Annotated in this window: 10 protein-coding genes and 1 tRNA gene; 6 read left to right on the top strand and 5 right to left on the bottom strand. The window is 45.2% G+C overall.

Annotated elements, in window-relative coordinates; genetic code table 11:
* Positions 1–52: 52 nt before the first annotated feature.
* The 3 genes from GWO68_RS04355 to cysK all read left to right on the top strand — a co-directional run bounded on the left by GWO68_RS04355 (position 53) and on the right by cysK (position 2,985).
* Entirely contained in the window at positions 53–1,105 is a 1,053-nt protein-coding gene (locus GWO68_RS04355) for a hypothetical protein (RefSeq protein WP_162345197.1), read from the top strand.
* A 114-nt stretch (positions 1,106–1,219) separates the two neighbouring features.
* Complete coding sequence (locus GWO68_RS04350; protein WP_162345196.1) at positions 1,220–2,053, top strand: serine O-acetyltransferase; 834 nt, start codon at positions 1,220–1,222, stop codon at positions 2,051–2,053.
* Positions 2,054–2,070: 17 nt separating this feature from the next.
* Positions 2,071–2,985, top strand: coding sequence for a cysteine synthase A (cysK, locus tag GWO68_RS04345; RefSeq protein WP_162345195.1), 915 nt, complete (start codon positions 2,071–2,073; stop codon positions 2,983–2,985).
* A 162-nt stretch (positions 2,986–3,147) separates the two neighbouring features.
* On the opposite strand, the gene GWO68_RS04340 is transcribed toward cysK, so the two are convergent.
* The 3 genes from GWO68_RS04340 to GWO68_RS04330 all read right to left on the bottom strand — a co-directional run bounded on the left by GWO68_RS04340 (position 3,148) and on the right by GWO68_RS04330 (position 6,904).
* Positions 3,148–3,399: a GIY-YIG nuclease family protein gene (locus GWO68_RS04340; protein WP_162345194.1), complete on the bottom strand. Its 252-nt coding sequence runs from the start codon at positions 3,397–3,399 to the stop codon at positions 3,148–3,150.
* 41 nt (positions 3,400–3,440) lie between these two features.
* Positions 3,441–3,514 (bottom strand) — tRNA-Ala (locus GWO68_RS04335).
* A 117-nt stretch (positions 3,515–3,631) separates the two neighbouring features.
* Positions 3,632–6,904, bottom strand: coding sequence for a TonB-dependent receptor (locus GWO68_RS04330; RefSeq protein ID WP_162345193.1), 3,273 nt, complete (start codon positions 6,902–6,904; stop codon positions 3,632–3,634).
* A gap of 639 nt (positions 6,905–7,543) precedes the next feature.
* On the opposite strand from GWO68_RS04330, the gene GWO68_RS04325 reads away from it, so the two are divergent.
* A complete protein-coding gene (locus tag GWO68_RS04325; RefSeq protein WP_162345192.1) occupies positions 7,544–10,114 on the top strand; it encodes a TonB-dependent receptor in 2,571 nt (856 codons plus the stop codon).
* Between the two features lie 11 nt (positions 10,115–10,125).
* Positions 10,126–11,361 (top strand): hypothetical protein, encoded by a 1,236-nt coding sequence (locus tag GWO68_RS04320; protein WP_162345191.1) that lies wholly within the window; start codon positions 10,126–10,128, stop codon positions 11,359–11,361.
* A 75-nt stretch (positions 11,362–11,436) separates the two neighbouring features.
* On the opposite strand, the gene GWO68_RS04315 is transcribed toward GWO68_RS04320, so the two are convergent.
* Both GWO68_RS04315 and GWO68_RS04310 read right to left on the bottom strand, forming a co-directional pair.
* Positions 11,437–14,559 (bottom strand): TonB-dependent receptor, encoded by a 3,123-nt coding sequence (locus tag GWO68_RS04315; RefSeq protein ID WP_162345190.1) that lies wholly within the window; start codon positions 14,557–14,559, stop codon positions 11,437–11,439.
* A 154-nt stretch (positions 14,560–14,713) separates the two neighbouring features.
* Complete coding sequence (locus GWO68_RS04310) at positions 14,714–15,346, bottom strand: C40 family peptidase (RefSeq protein WP_235941929.1); 633 nt, start codon at positions 15,344–15,346, stop codon at positions 14,714–14,716.
* 74 nt (positions 15,347–15,420) lie between these two features.
* On the opposite strand from GWO68_RS04310, the gene GWO68_RS04305 reads away from it, so the two are divergent.
* Entirely contained in the window at positions 15,421–16,827 is a 1,407-nt protein-coding gene (locus GWO68_RS04305) for an FAD-binding oxidoreductase (RefSeq protein ID WP_162345189.1), read from the top strand.
* The last annotated feature ends 436 nt before the right edge of the window (positions 16,828–17,263 follow it).

Below are 17,263 nucleotides of genomic sequence, written 5' to 3'. Positions count from 1 at the left end.
TGCATTATTTGTATGTTGTGCACTTTTTGAAACTCTAAAATTATTAACTGCTATGAAAAGAAATTTATGGAAGATTGGGGTGTTTTGTATGACCCTTTTAACTTTTACAGCATGCGACCAGGACGAAGCACTGCAGGACGTAAACCCAAGTAACACAAATAATTTGTTGGCTGAAGACGGTTGCGATGTGATCAATTTTGAAAATGTATCAGAAGACGGATACGTAGCGCAGGTTAACTCGATGCACGGCTGGGGTCCGGTTATGGTAGAGAACACAGCCCGCAACAGCAACGGCGAAATGGAAGGCGGCAACAGAGCAATGCTGTTTAACACCGAAGCCCCTACCGGCGACGATGACGACCTGTACACCACAGACTGGGGTAAAGCACTTATCATTCAGGAACTGGGCATCGAGAACGAGCCTAATGATAACCGGTGGGGTGGCGAAATGCTGCTGACTTTCCCGGAAGCTGTTACCCTGGAATCTATGAAAGTGCTGGATATAGATGAATACGAAGACAATTCATGGGTATACCTGTACGACGGCGCAGGAAATGAACTATACAAAGTAATGCTGCAGCCGCTGGGCAACAACAGCAAGCAAACTGTTGATTTAGGTAATACTGAAGGTGTAATGATGCTAAAAGTAGTGTTAGCCGGAAATGATGGATATGTTGGTTCTGGTGCAATAGATGATATCATGTTCTGCGTATCACCTGTAACCCCGCCAACTTACGAAGACAAAGGCTGTACCCGCACACAAGGCTACTGGAAAAACCACGCCGATCCGAAGAAAAAACAGTACGACACCACCTGGGACAACTACCTGAACAAAACCTTCTATAACAGCGGCATGAACTACCTGGCAGTGCTGAACACATCTCCTAAAGGCGATGCCTACATCATCCTGGCACACCAGTATATTGCTGCAGAACTGAATGTTGCTTCAGGTGCTTCTATTCCGCAGGATGTACTTGCTGCCTGGAACGCTGCCACTGCTTACTTTAAAGGCGAGACCTCACCATCAAGAAGCGAATTGCTAGCCTGGGCCGAGCTGCTTGACGATTATAACAATGGCATAGTTGGCCCTGGCCACTGCGACTAGTATTACCAATAGCTATAGTTTAACCTATAGTTTGCAAAAAGGGAGCTCAACTAGTGGGCTCCCTTTTTTTGTTAGCCGCGTATACCTAGCAGTTTGCATTACCGTACATAGCTTATGGATCAGGGATTTACAGAACGATTGTACAAAGAGCACACCCACACACAGCACATGGTACCGGCTTCGGCTACCTGCCATTTCGCTGAGTCTGTTATACAGCTTTTGTTTCCGCCTCTGTCCGAAAAGCGCTATACTTCCTTTGCTGATTTTGAGCAGCACGCCCACCAGTTGCAACAAACACTGCAACGCATACTGGAGGGTATGGCCAGCACGCTGCCTGGCACACCTGCACAGTTAGCTGCAGAGGTTATGGATCGGTTGCCACAGCTACATGCCAGGCTATCCGGCGACGCAGAAGCCATTACACAGGGCGACCCGGCTGCCCAAAGCGTAGAAGAAGTGATCCGGACGTACCCTGGCTTTAAAGCAGTTGCCCTTTACCGGTTGGCAAACACCATGCGCAGGCTGGGCATTCCGTTGCTGCCCCGCGTAATTTCGGCTTTCGCACACGCCCGCACCGGTATCGATATAAACCCGGGAGCAACTATAGGTGAGTATTTCTGCATAGACCATGGCACCGGCGTAGTAATAGGGGAGACAACTGTGATCGGGAACTGTGTGAAAGTATACCAGGGCGTAACGCTGGGCGCTATCAGTGTAGAGAAAGCAATGGCCAACATTAAACGGCACCCAACTATAGAAGATCATGTGGTAATTTATGCCGGGGCAACTATACTTGGCGGCAACACGGTGGTGGGTACCCGAAGTATAATAGGGGGTAATGTGTGGCTTACAGAAAGTGTTCCGCCTTACTCTCGCGTATACCACTATCCGCAGATAAAAGTGCGCAAAGCCCCCGAACCCGAAAATGTACTCAATTACTCTATATAACCACTAAACTATAAACTATGAAAGCAAACTCTATCCTGGAAACGATAGGCCGGACGCCGCACGTGCGCATTAACAAACTGTTTGGAGACAAAGCCCAGGTCTGGATGAAGCTGGAGCGCAGCAACCCCGGCGGGAGTATAAAAGACCGCATTGCATTATCTATGATAGAAGATGCCGAGCAGAAAGGCATACTTAAAAAAGGAAGTGTAATTGTAGAGCCAACCTCGGGCAACACTGGGGTAGGGCTGGCCATGGTAGCAGCTGTTAAAGGGTACGAGCTTATATTGGTTATGCCGGAATCGATGTCGGTGGAGCGGCGCCGGTTAATGACAGCCTACGGCGCCAGGCTGGAACTGACCCCACGCGAAAAAGGCATGAAAGGCGCTATTGAACGGGCCAAAGAAATCCTCACCGAACACGAGAACTCCTGGATGCCCATGCAGTTTGAGAACGAAGCCAACACCCAGGTACATATCGAAACTACAGCCGAAGAGATTTTACAGGATTTTCCGGAAGGGTTTGACTACCTGATAACAGGCGTAGGCACAGGCGGGCATATAACGGGAGTAGCGCGTGTGTTAAAAGCCCGTAACCCCGATATAAAAGTATTTGCCGTAGAACCATCTGCCTCGGCTGTGCTAAGCGGCGGCCAGCCCGGGCCGCACCCGATACAAGGCGTGGGAGCCGGCTTTATACCTGCCATTATGGATACGTCGCTGCTGGATGGTGTAATACAGGTAGAAGCAAGTGATGCTTTTGATTACGCCCGTCGCGCTGCCCGCGAAGAAGGTATTTTTATCGGTGTCTCCTCAGGAGGTTCGCTGGCAGCAGTGGCCCAAAAACTGAAAGAACTACCGGAAGGTGCCCGCGTACTAACTTTCTGTTATGATACCGGCGAACGCTACCTGTCTGTAGAAGGACTGTTTGTGTAAACTATAGAACTATAAAAGTAAAGGCCACAGCGGTTGCTGTGGCCTTTTTTGTGGTTAGCCATAAAATAAAAAAAACGGCGACTAAACTATAGTTGCCGTTTCATTTAGTGGAGAGAATATCGGAGTCGAACCGATGACCTTCACGAAAGCATTCGGGACGCTTTAGCCAGCAGTGCTAATTAACCATTCAATATACTTTCGGCTCTTCTTGTTCTTGATTTCTAACTCACGGGTAACAGCATCGGAGCGTGTTTCAAAAAACTCGGTATACTTTAATTCCCAGGGAGCGCCAGCTTTTGTCGACTTACTGTACTTGGCATTATGCCTGCTAAGCCTGTCTTTTATATCCTCGCAGCTACCCACATAATAGCGGTCTATAGTTTCAGAATAATGTATGCAAGTATAAAATGCCATAAAACAAAAAACGACAACTATAGAAATAGTTGCCGTTTTAGTGGAGAATATCGGAGTCGAACCGATGACCTCTTGCATGCCATGCAAGCGCTCTAGCCAGCTGAGCTAATCCCCCTTGTGTGGTACAAAAATAGGTGTTTTTTATTAATTGCAAAATTTACCAGGTATAAAATAGCATAAAAGAAAAGGGACAGCTTTAGCTGCCCCTTTTTTACTGGTATATCAGGATAGTTTAGTTAAAGATATAACGTATACCGATCTGTGCTCTCCAACGAGAAATTTCACTTGTGTTATCTCTGAAAGACTCGCTTAACGGAGTTGCTTTCGCGCTGTTCAGGTATGGGAACGTTACTTTCGGTGTGCCGTTTGCTTCGTAACCCATGTAGTTTAACAGGGTAGCTCTGTTCACAGACTGTACAATACCCCAGTCTTTGTTCAGCATGTTACCGAAGTTGAAGATATCGAAGCTAAGCTGTAACGTGTTCTTTTTGCCACCTACATTCGCGAAAATATCCTGTAGCAAACGCACGTCCATACGGGTGGTGTAAGGTGTAGTTGCACCGTTACGCTCTGCATACTGGCCTCTTCTTGAGTTCAGGTACTCATCCTGAGAAATGTACGCATCCAGTTGTGACCACATAGTACCGGCATCACGGGTATCAGTTGCATCAGATGGTACCAGGTTAATTTCGCTGGCATCTCTTGGGATATAGATCAGGTCGTTAGATGTCTGACCATCGCCGTTGATATCGCCTGAGTAAGTATAAGAGAACGGGCTACCGGAAGCGATCTCGAAGAAAGTAGAGATAGAGGTTCCTAATTTACCTAAATACTCTTTTCTGTAAGACAGGGCCATAATAGCTCTGTGCCTGGTCAGGTAGTTAGAGTAGCCAAGTACGTTTGCGTTAGGGTCACCGGAGATCTGTCTGTCTCTCCAGATAGACTGTGCAATAGAACCGCCATCGTTTACAGAACGGGCATCAGTGTAAGTATAGGCAATGCTACCATAGAAACCATTTGCAAACGACTTCTGTAACTGGCCTGTTAAAGTATAAGAGTAACCTTTGTTGGTGTTCTCCATAACTATAGCATCCGTAATGTCCGGGTTGCTGGAGTAGATCTTGTTAACAGCGATCGGGTTACCTTTAGCGTCAAATACGATATCACCAGTTGTAGCATCAGTTTTGTAGAAGATAGGACGGTTGTCTGCGCCATTAGCTTCTCTTGTGCTGTTTGGCAGGTTTACGTTCTGGTGGTAAACTGCATTAACATCTCTTGTGTAAATACCTTCAAGGGTACCAACAACACCAAACGGAAGCTGGTGGTCTACAGCAAAGTTACTGCGGAATACCTGCGGAAATTTGAAGTCTTCGGCAGTAACAGCCAGGTTGTAACGCGAAGCTGCCGCTGCATCTGCAGGAATGTAAGCAGTGACATCAGAAGTAAACGGACGGTTGGTTGGATTCTTCTCAGTGAATGAGCCAAACAATACCCCATTATTAGAAGCCTGGTTAGAGATCCAAACAAAAGGAACACGGCCGGTAAATATACCTGTACCACCACGCACCTGCGTTGTCTGGTCGCCTTTCACATCCCAGTTAAAGCCGAAACGCGGAGACCAAAGAACTTTAGTATCAGGCATTTTGCTTACATCGATCTTTTCACCATCACGGAAAGTCAGGCCTTCTACCTGTTCGTTACGAAGCAGGTCTGTGTTAAAGATTGGCATATCGGCGCGTAAACCGAACGTTAGTTTCAGGTTGTTGGTAGCAGACCACTCATCCTGTGCATATAAACCAACCTGCATTGCTTTGATAACGGCAAACGGGAAACCACCTGGCTGAGCAGAGTATTGTAACTGGTATTCTGAAGCTTTAGAAGTTCCGGTGTTTACGTCATCATAAAAATCCTGCAGGGTTTTGTAACGGTAACGGCCAAAGTAATTTGGTGCAAAACCATTTGTAAACTTGTAGGCTTCGTTTGATGTACCTAAGGTAATAATGTGCTTACCAGCAAAAATAGAGAAGTTGTTGCTCAGCTGGTATACATCAGAGTTAAGGATGTTGTTAGCAGAGAATGGCTCGTAACCGAATGATGTTAGTGTAGCACCATTACCGTTCTCGATATCAACAAGCGGGAAAATACCGCCACGGCTCTCACGGAAATCGCGGAAAGCTGTAAAGCCGGCAATAAAATTGTTGGCAAACTTATCACCGAAGCGGCTGTTTAACTCAGCAATAAACGAGTTAAGGTTGTTGTTGATTACGTAAGCCGAAGATTTGAATGGAAGGCCTGTAGCGCTTGGCTGACGGTTGTTGCTTGGCGCACCAGAGTTAGAAGCCGGAATGTCTTTCCATGATTTCAGGTAGTTATACTTGAAAGAGAAAGTATGGTTCTTGTTGATGTTCCAGTCGATCTTGGTGTTGATCTTGTTGTTCCAGGTGTCCATGTTATAGTTCTCGAACGGACCTGCATCGTAATTGAATTTGTCTTTCAGGAACTTGCTAAGCTCTTCCAGTTGTGCCGCATCAGCAGCAGAAACGTTAGAACCTGTTAAGCCGGGACGGGAAGCAATAAAGCTTGAACCCGGAGAAGAAACTCTTTCCTGCTCATAGTTAGCAAAAAAGAATACTTTGTCTTTCAGGATCGGGCCACCTATGCGGGCACCTCTTTGCGACAGCGTGAAAGCCTGTTTTGGCATCTCCGTATCGCCTACGTTACGGCCTACCAAACGCTCATCACGACCGAACCAGTAAACAGATCCGCTGAAATCGTTGGTACCGCTGCGGGTAATGGCATTGATACCTGCTCCTGTAAAGCCACCCTGGCGCACATCGTAAGGCGCAAGGTTTACCTGAATCTGCTCAATCGCGTCAAGCGAGATAGGCTGTGCACTTGTCTGGGAACCTACGTTTGACTGCAGACCAAAAGAGTTGTTGAAAAGCGCACCATCTATAGTTGTGTTATTGTAACCACTGTTACGGCCGGCAAATGAGTTGCCGTTAGCCTGTGGCGTTAAACGCGTAAAGTCCTGTATGCTTCTGCTAAGTGTCGGAAGCTTCTCGATCTGCTCGCGGGCAACGTTGGTGGCTGCACCTGTGCGGTCGGCATTTATTACGCTGTTGCGCTGGCTTACTACCTCTACCTCTGACAGGCTAACATCACTTGATTTTAATTTAAGGTCCAGGCTCAGGTTCTGGCCAAGTTTTAACTGAATGTTGCCAAGGCGTTGCTCCTGGTAACCCACATAACTTGTTTTAATGGTGTAAGGTCCGCCAACACGCATGTTCTGGAAATTGTAGCGGCCATCAGCGTTGGTGCTTGCTACATACTGGGTATTGGTGGGGGTGTGAACGGCTACAACCGTAGCGCCCGGTAAAGCCATTCCGCTCTCGTCGGTAATTCTACCATTCATTGCGGAAGTGGTACTTCCTTGTGCCCAGCTCAGCTGAACAGTCAGCACTAGTGCCAGCATCAGGCACAATGTACTATAAAAATGTTTCATAGGGTTTATTTTGTATTGATTTTGGGCGCAAAAGTAGCGGAGTTTTCAGAGATTTCAACTGCGTATATATTAAATTATTATTATTTAATCCGGGCCTTGAAGTATAACATAGCATGTACTTGTAAATGGCGCATTTATAGTTGCTTTGAGGCCGTTTATTTACTATAAAACTATAGTTAAAATTGCCAGCAAGTAAGCATGGTTCGGGCCTTGGAGCAGAGTTAAGTAAGAACGTGAAAGTTGGGTGCTATCAAACCATGTTTAAGTTTTGATAAAGGCTATAGTTTGAAGGCTTCCGTAACATAACCTGTGTCAGGTTCAAACCAATGGCTAAACATTAAATTTAATATAGATAACCGGCCTCCGGATTTTGCCTGAATTATAGGTGCGAATTAGGAATAACAGGGGCTGCACAGCTAAACCAGGAAACAAATAAATAGCCGGTGTACAAGGTTAAATGTGCTTTAAACGGCCTAGCAAGGGGTTAATTTGGCCGATTTTGAAATTGCTTATAGTATTCAGGTAACTGCTATAAATGAGAATGTTAATTTAATATTATTTAACACTGAATAGTTGTAAGGTATTGGTAACTGGTTGTATCTTCGCGCCAAATTAAATCAACCAACCAAAATTAGTTACATGAAAAAGTGTTTACTTTTCCTTATTACATTAGTAATTAGCTTTACTACTGTGGTAAGTGCTTTTGCTCAGGGAACTGTAAAAGGTAAAATTGTAGATGGTACTACAAAAGATCCTCTTCCAGGAGCAACAGTAATTCTTAAGGGAACCAGCATTGCTGTTCCTGCAACTGCAGATGGTACGTTTACTTTAAAAGTAGATGATCCGAATGCAAGCGCTATCCTTATCAACTTCGTTGGATTTACTCAGAAAGAGATTTCCATCGCTGGCCTGAATGGTACAAAAAATTTAGGTACAATCTCACTTCAGCCAAGCGAGTCTTCTCTTGGTGAAATTCTTGTAACAGCAAACAGCTACGCTATCGACAGACAGACACCAGTTGCGATCTCTACTATCAGCAGCGAGCTTATAGTTGAGAAAGTTGGTAACCAGGAATTCCCTGAATTGCTAAAATCAACGCCAGGTGTTTATGCTACTAAAGCAGGTGGTGGTTTCGGTGACTCCCGTATCAACCTTCGTGGTTTTAAGAACGCAAACGTTGCCGTTATGATCAACGGTGTGCCTGTAAACGATATGGAAAATGGTAGTGTATACTGGTCTAACTGGGCTGGTTTAACTGATGTTACCAAATCAATGCAGGTTCAGAGAGGTTTAGGTGCTTCTAAAGTAGCTGTTCCATCTGTTGGTGGTACTATCAACATCATCACTAAAACTACTGATGCAGTTAAAGGTGGTTCACTTTTCTATGGTATCGGTAACGATGGTTACAACAAAATAGGTTTTACTTACTCAACTGGCTTAACTGACAAAGGTTGGGCTTTTGCTGCTTCTGGTTCTAAAACAGAAGGTAACGGCTGGGCTGATGGTCTGCAGTTCGAGGCGTATAACTACTTCTTCAACATCTCTAAGCTGATCAACGACAAGCACACGATCTCTTTAACTGGTTTCGGTGCTCCTCAGGTACACGGTCAGCGTTCTACACGTCAGAAAATCCAGGACTACAGAAATGCTCCTCAGGGCCTGAAGTGGAACTCAGACTTTGGCTACCAGAATGGCCAGATGGTAAGCGTTCGTAACAACTTCTACCACAAACCACAGTTCTCTCTTAACCACTACTGGACTATAGATGAGACTTCATTCCTTTCTACTGCTGTTTATGCTTCTATCGGTACTGGTGGTGGCGGTAACTATACTGGTACACTAAACAGAACTGGTGATTTCTACTCTCCATATGATATGGATGCAGCCGTAGACGCTAACGTTAAATCTGAAGATGGCCGTGCACTTACTTACCTGCGTGCTTCACGCAACGACCATTTGTGGTATGGTGCTCTTTCAACTTATCAGAAAAAAATCAACGAAAACATCAACCTGTTAGCAGGTCTTGATATGCGTTACTACTATGGTAAGCACTTTACAGAAGTTACTGATCTGTTAGGTTCACAGTACGTTCTTGATAACTCAGACAAAAACAACCCGAACAAGCGAGCTAAAGTTGGCGATAAGATCAGCTACAACAACGATGGCGTAGTGCTTTGGGAAGGTGGTTTCTTACAAGGTGAATATACTTCAGGCCCACTGTCATCTTTCATTTCAGTTGCTGCCTCTAATACTTCTTACAGAAGAATTGACCACTTCCTGTCAGATGATAACCCAATCCAGACAACTGATTTCCAGCATTTCTTTGGATACCAGGCAAAAGGTGGTGCTAACTATAACCTGAGCGAAGTACACAACGTGTTTGCCAACGTAGGTTATTTCGAGAAAGCTCCTTTCTTTAACGCTGTATTCGTAAACAACCAGAACGTACCAAACCCTGATGCTGTAAACGAGAAGATTCTTAGCTACGAATTAGGTTATGGTTACAGAACCCGTGCACTTAGCGCTAACCTGAACCTTTACAGAACTACCTGGAAAGACAGATCTTTCACAAGACAGTTCCAGGGTGCTGAGCCAGGTAGCGTATACTTTGCAAACTTCTTAGGTGTAGATGCTCTTCACCAGGGTGTTGAAGTAGACTTCGCTTACCAGCCAATCAATGCTTTAACTATCCGTGGTATGGCTTCTGTTGGCGACTGGACTTGGATGAATGATCTTGAAAAAGTAGATTTCACTGACGAAACCCAGACCAAGACAAACTCAATCGGCCCTGTTTACATGAAAGGCCTTAAAGTTGGTGATGCCGCCCAGACTACAGCTTCTATTGGTGTAGACTATAAAGTTATCGACGAGCTGAAAGTAGGTGTAGACTATAACTACTATGCTGACTTCAACTCTGATTTCGACCCAACCACACTTGATAAGCCAGGCCTTACGCCTTGGAAAGTTCCTAACTACTCACTGCTTGACCTGAATGCATCTTTCAAAATGAAGATAGCTGGTCTTAATGCTTCTCTTTATGCAAACGTGAACAACGTATTGGGTACTGAGTACATTTCAGATGGTTATGCTACGTTTGAGAAAGTAAATGTTGGACAGGAAAATGAGACTAGAATCAGTAACGCTTCTAACTCAACTGTTTATTTCGGTACAGGCAGAACCTGGACTACAGGCTTAAAAATTAACTTCTAATAATTACTTAGATGAAAAAGGTTTTATATCTATTATCAGCTCTTACGTTGGTTTTCACGGCATGTGACCCAATGGAAGATGTGAATGCTGAACTGGATGCAATTGCAGAAGGTAAGAAAGATGATGGTTTGGTTGTAAACAAAACACTTGTAGCAGCAGATTACCAGTTCTTTAAAACTGCTGCTCCTGCAGTAGCTACAAGAGCAGCTTTTGCTTCAGAAGACCAAGCAGTAGAGTTGTTGCCAGCATTCGTAGACAGCAAGTTTCCGCAACTTGGCGAAGGTGCAGCTGTAAACGTTACCTTCAGCCAAACGCTTTACCCATCGCTTAGCAGCGCAGTATCTACTAATGCCCGTATCACAGTATCAAACGCTGAATACACTGCTTTAGGCGAAACAGGAAACCGATTTGACAACGAAGCGACTGATCTTGCTGCGTATCTTGCTTATAAATATTCAGCTACTAACACACCTGCAAATCCTCCTGTAGAGAGACAATTGGTAGCAATTACTTATAAGTTGCCAGATCCTGCTGATAACACAAAGTCAATTACAGCTAAGAAGTCTTTTCTATATCTGAACGGTGCTTGGAAAAACATCTATCACGTATCTGATGCTGATTATACTTCTACAGGTAATGGCCAGTTCAAGAACTTTGATGAGACGAACAGCAATGCAGTTCTGTTAAGCTACTTCAACCAGTTCCTGGCTAACTATTACAGAACTAACAACCTGGCAGCTAAAATAGGTGATGTACAATATGTAAGCTACACTTACTACAACGGAAGCACAAGCCAGAGATTAGCTACCATGATCTTTGATGGTACAAACTGGGTTGATGGTCCGTCTTGGGTAGAGAACCCTGCGCAGATGAAAACCAATACGCTTAAGTTTAAGAAAACAAAAGGCGTTTGGGTAGTAGACCTGACACTAACGTATGTACTGCCAAGGGCAGACTATAACTGGATCGGTATTGATAATCCGAACCCTAACTATGGTACAGCTACAAACAGAGCAAACGTAGCCCAGTTTGGTAGCTTCTTCACGCAGTTCCCAACTGATACACGTTACTGGACACAGGATGATATAAACAAAGCGATGATTGCGCTTATCAAACATAGATTCCCAACTCCAAAAGAGGGTATTAAGTTTGAAATGAACTACAAAGTTTATAACGGTTCTACTGTAAGCCAGTCAACTTTCTTCAAGAAGAATGAGAACGGTGAGTATGAAGTATATAAGCCATAATTAAGCTTAAAATCTAACTAAAAAGCCCGCAGGTAATTTACCTGCGGGCTTTTTGCTTTTATACAATCTTATACTTTAGTTAAAAATATACCTCAGACCTAATTGCCCCTGCCATCTCGAATCAAACTGCGAAACGTTATAGATCCTGTTGTTTGGATTAAAAGTAAAGCGAGGAACGTTGTTTGCATCACGGCCTCCAAAACGGATGATCTCGTTGGCATTGTTACTTACAAAATACTGTCGTCCCCAGTCTTTGTTAAGCAGGTTACCGATATTGAACACATCAAAAGTTAACTGGAAGGTGTGTTTATTCTCTCCGGCATTAATGTAAAAATCCTGGAACAGACGCAGGTCAAACTGGTGCGTCCAGGGCATGCGGCCACCATAACGCTCTACATACTGGCCACGTCTGTCGCTTAGGTAATCATCACTTCTGATCAGTGCATCCAGGGCTTCCCATTGTTGATCGGGAGTATAGGTAGTGCCGCTTACAGTTAACGGAACCAGGTTTATTTCACTTTGGTCGCGCGGCACGTAGATCAGGTCGTTAGCAATATTGCCGTCGCCGTTCAGGTCCTGCGAATAAACGAAAGTAATTGGCAGGCCGGATTGCCCCTGGTAGAACAAGGAAATACCGGTGGCAAGGCTTTCGCCGAACTTGAAAGTATAGCCGCCTGTACCAACAATTCTGTGCCTTACATCATATCGGGAGTATTCAAGTTCCGGATCATTCGGGTTATTGACGATCTGGTTAAACTCATAGTTAGATAAGGCAGTAGAACTGGTGCCACTGTTCACATCCTTCGACTTTCCATAAGTATAGGCAATAGAAGTGTTCAAGCCGTTTTCAAAATCCTTTCGCAACTGCCCGGTTAAACTATAGCGATAGCCTTTATCTGTGTTGTCCAGAAGAATAATGTTGGTATAATCTTCGTTGCGGCGGCGGCTGTTGTCGGCATCCGAGAATATGTTTCGGTTATCAGGACCTGAAAGAGTACCGATCGGGTCTACTAAGTTAAGATCGCGGTACACGACATCATTCAGCGTTTTAGAATAAATACCCTCTACAGTGGCAATTATGCCTAATGGCAAAGTATAGTCGAAGGCAAGATTGCTGCGCCATACACGTGGTAATTTAAAATCCTCGTTTATAACGTTCACTTCAACTGTTTGTACCGGTGGTCCTGCTTCTGTTTGTTGGTTGGGGTCTGCTATAAATTCATCCGGGTTACGAACATCTATAGTTCCAAGTATAGTACCTGTGTTTACAAACTGGTTCGACATCCAGACAAACGGCACACGGCCAGTGAAAATACCAGTACCACCCCGTATCTGGAAAGACCTGTCGGCGGTAGGGGTATAGTTAAAGCCAAGCCTTGGCGCCCAGAGCAGCTGACCACTCGGCGTACGGTCGGTTCTCAGTCCCGGATATAGTTCAGCAAAGTCATTCTCGAGTTTTGTGTTGCGCTCAGGTTCATCCGGGAAAACAGGGATATCTACTCTTAAGCCCAGTGTTAATTTCAATTGCTCGGAGGCAGTGTATTCATCCTGCACATAAAAGCCAAGCTGGGCCGCATTAAACCTGGCAGCTGGTCTTGGATCATCTGAAAGCGAATAACCTGCCCGCACCCGCGACGGATTATTGTTGATGAAATCTTCGATGGTACTGAAATCCCAACGGCCATTCAGGTTATTGATGAACAGGTTCCGGAATTTAAAGAACTCGTTGTGCGTACCGACAGTAAAGTTGTGCTTGCCAAGTAAGTATGACAGGTTATCGGTGAATTCGAAGATATCCTGGTCCAGTTCGTTTGCCGTAGAGGAGCGCTCAGAACCAAATACCAATGTGCCTACCGGGTCGAAGATGGTAACTTGTGGGAAAAGCTGGCCGAAGGTATCGCGGTTTTCACGTATTCGGGAGTAACCAATAATGAGGTTATTTGAAAATTCGTTTGAGATACGGCTGTTGAGTTCGGCTACTGTAGAATTGGTTTTGCTGTTAAACTGGTATGCATTATTGCCAAATCGAGCTTCGTTGCGGCTCCTGGAGAAAGATACCTGGAAAGCATCTACATAATTATGGCGTAAGGTTAGTGAGTGTTTATCAGTTATGTTCCAATCGAGGCGTGCAAAAAGTTTGTCGCTTTCTGTATCTCTGTCAAACCCACCGAAGGAGCCTACATCATACCCATATGTTTCCTGAACAAACTCTGCAATTTGCTGTGCAGCACTAAGTGGTATCTGCGACTCAGAAGAGCCAGGTGCAAACCGGACAGGCTCCGTTATGCGGGTAGCATCATAGTTAGTGAAAAAGAAGAGCTTATCCGGGATGATCGGGCCGCCAATTCTGACACCATACTGGTAGTTCTTAAATTCATCTGCTTTAACACGCGGGCCTTCCACGGCTTTGCCTATAATGTCTTCGTTACGACCAAAACCATACACCGAACCAGAAAATTTATTGGTACCCGAGCGGGTAACAGCATTTATACCACCTCCGGTAAAATTACCCTGTTTAACATCGTAAGGCGCAATAACTACCTGTATCTCCTGTATGGCATCTAACGATATGGGCTGCGTGCCGGCCGAGCCACCAGGAGTACCGCTGCCTGATAAACCAAATACGTCGTTGTTTACAGCGCCATCTATAGTTATATTGTTATAACGGTTACTGGAACCCCCTATGGAGTTACCTGATGCTTGTGGAGTAAGTCGTGTGAAATCCTGGAGGCTGCGGCTTAGGGTTGGCAGGCGCTCAATTTGCTCTCTGGATACGTTAGTAGCAGCACCGGTGCGGTCCTGGTTAAAAACGTCGTTCCGCTCACCAACTATTTCCACCTCACCCAGTTCGCGGCTGCTTTCCGAAAGTGTAAAATCAACGCGAGCAGATTGGCCTAAAGCCAGGTTTACATTTTCGGATCGTTGTTCCTGGTAGCCTACATAAGAGGTGCGCACTGTATAAGGCCCGCCCACGCGCATGTTTTGGATATTATAATACCCATCGGAGTTAGTGGTGGCTACATATTGTGTGTTGGTTGGCGTATGAACTGCAATAATGGTGGCACCCGGAAGCGGAGTTCCGGACTGGTCTTTTATGGTACCATTCATGGCAGCAGTAGTGGCGCCCTGTCCCCATGCTAATTGTGCTTGCAGCAGTACACACCCGCATAGGAGTATGAAAGTGTAAAAATGTTTCATAGAACTATAAGTGGTTAGTGGGCAATAAGTTGTAACTACCTATAGTACGTATGTTGCTTTAATTGAATATTAAATTACTGTATTTTTTTTGGATTGTAAGTAACTATATAAGTATAAGTATAGTGTGATGTTCTGATAAATATGGCGGCTATAGTTAAATGGCCGGGCGAACCGCTTTTATGAAAATTTTCTGGTAATGCTCCGAAAAAAGGTTGTTTTCGATTACGCCCAACGAGGTAGAGGAATGTATAAACCGGATATTCTGGTCATCTATTACTTCTGTAACCAAACCTACGTGTGTAATCTGGTTGCTATACTTATTTGCCCCGAAAAACACCAGGTCGCCTTCCTGCAGGTCTTTTAATCTTACTTCCTTGCCAAAACGGCTTTGCTCATCCGAGGTGCGTGGCAATTTTACATCTATCGTCTCGAAGGAGGTGCAAAGCAGGCCGGAGCAATCCATACCAACTCGTGTAGTGCCACCCCAACGGTAAGGCACACCTGTATAAGAGCGGGCAGTTTTGATAACCTGTTCAATATCTTTATCAACGCTACGACGCACTTTGGTACGGCTGGTGCGGTCTTTTGAAGTTATTTTGGGTTCATCGTTTCCGTTGCGGCGGGCAAGTTTGCGGGCTTTGCGTTCCTGCCGTTTTTCGGCAGCTATTTCCCTGGCCGACTTGTAGGTTTCGCCACGCTTACTAAACACTGGCTGAGACGACTGACAGGAGGCCATCAGCAGTATAAAAAAGATAAATAAGGCTGAAGTTGTAAAAGCTGTTTTCAAAACGTTACTTTAGCGAGGTAAGTAAATAAAATAATAGGGTCTGCTAATATAGCCAATAACCCTTCTTTTTAAAAATGAAATTTAACCCAGTTACTCCGGAAGCCGTCGCTGCCTTTACTGCTATAGTTGGCGATGCCAATGTAATTTTACCGACATCTGCGGATGATATGCTCCGCTATACCCACGACGAAACAGAAGACCTGCGCTACACGCCGGAAGTAGTACTTAAACCTGCCAACGCTTCTGAGATCAGCCTTATTATGCAGTATTGCAACAAAAACCTGATACCAGTTACACCACGTGGTGCAGGTACCGGGCTTAGTGGCGGCGCACTGGCTGTGCATCAGGGGGTTATACTGTCTACGGAGCGGCTGAATAAAATTGTAACTATAGATGAGCGTAACCTGCAGGCTACAGTGGAGCCGGGCGTAATTACCCAGGTTTTTCAGGAAGCAGTTATAGCCAAAGGTTTATATTATCCACCCGATCCATCGAGCCGAGGGAGTTGTTTTTTGGGAGGTAACCTGAGTGAAAGTAGTGGCGGACCACGAGCAGTGAAATACGGTGTTACCAAGGACTATGTACTGAACATGGAAGTGGTGCTACCCACCGGCGAAATTACCTGGACTGGCGCCAACGTGCTTAAAAATGCCACAGGCTATAACCTTACACAGTTAATGGTAGGTAGCGAAGGGACGTTAGGCATTATTACCAAAATAGTATTTAAGCTAATCCCTTACCCGCCGCAGAATATTGTGATGCTGGTACCTTTCCGCAACGAGGAGCAGGCCTGCGAAGCCGTATCCAAATTGTTTATGGCGGGCATTGTGCCATCGGCTTTGGAGTTTATGGAGCGCGACGCCATTGAGTGGTCGGGGAGGTATTTAGGCATAGAGGTAAACCTGCCTGAAGATATACAAGCGCACTTGTTGATAGAACTGGATGGCAACGATATGGATCAGCTGTTTAAAGAAGCAGAGCAAGTCTATAGTGTTCTGGAGCAATTCGACATAGATGAGATATTGGTAGCCGATACTGAAAAGCAGAAAGAAGACCTGTGGCGCCTGCGCCGGAATGTAGCCCATGCCGTTAAAGCCAACTCCGTTTATAAAGAAGAAGATACAGTAGTGCCCCGCGCCGAACTACCCAGGTTGTTGCACGGCGTAAAAGAAATAGGAGCGAGGTATAATTTTAAATCGGTTTGCTACGGCCATGCAGGAGATGGCAACCTGCACGTAAACATTATTAAAGCCGATATGCCTGATGAGGACTGGCAACATAAGTTACCGGAAGGTATAAAAGAGATTTTCAGGTTGGTAGTACAATTAGGAGGCACTATCTCCGGAGAGCATGGTATTGGTCTGGTACAACGGCCATACATTAACATTGCGCTGAATGAGGTACAGCTAAGGCTTATGCAAGGTATAAAGCAACTCTTCGACCCAAATGGTATACTTAACCCGGGGAAGATTTTTGCTTAGGGCAATACTATTTCTGATACAAACTGGGGAGAAGTATTTACCTCACCTCGGCACTCTCCTAAAAGGAGAGGGGGCAACAGCTGATATTTTCCAAATGTCATTTCGACCAGCGGGAGAGGTCTGGTAGCGTTTACCCACCCCTGCCCCTCTTGAGAGGGGAATTTCCTGCTTTGGCTATAGTTGAAGTTATAGTTTCATAGGTGCTGTTTTACCTCACCCCAGCCCTCTCCTAACAGGAGAGGGAGCTTCTGCCTTTTCTATAGTTTGCAGTATAGTTCTATAGGCAAAGCCTACGAATCGGACAGGTCGCGACCTGTCCCTACGGAACTACAGCCATGATAAAAGTCGAAGCTTACCGGTGTAAACTATAGTTAGCGTGGAATAGTAGAAAAATATGAGTCTTTGGGTTGAGCGCCTTTGACTTGTTGTGGTGCCG

It is taken from the genome of Pontibacter fetidus (assembly GCF_010119545.1).
Classification (GTDB): Bacteria; Bacteroidota; Bacteroidia; order Cytophagales; family Hymenobacteraceae; genus Pontibacter; species Pontibacter fetidus.
The sequence above is the reverse complement of the archived record's forward strand: the minus strand, read 5'-3'. Positions and strand labels throughout refer to the sequence as shown.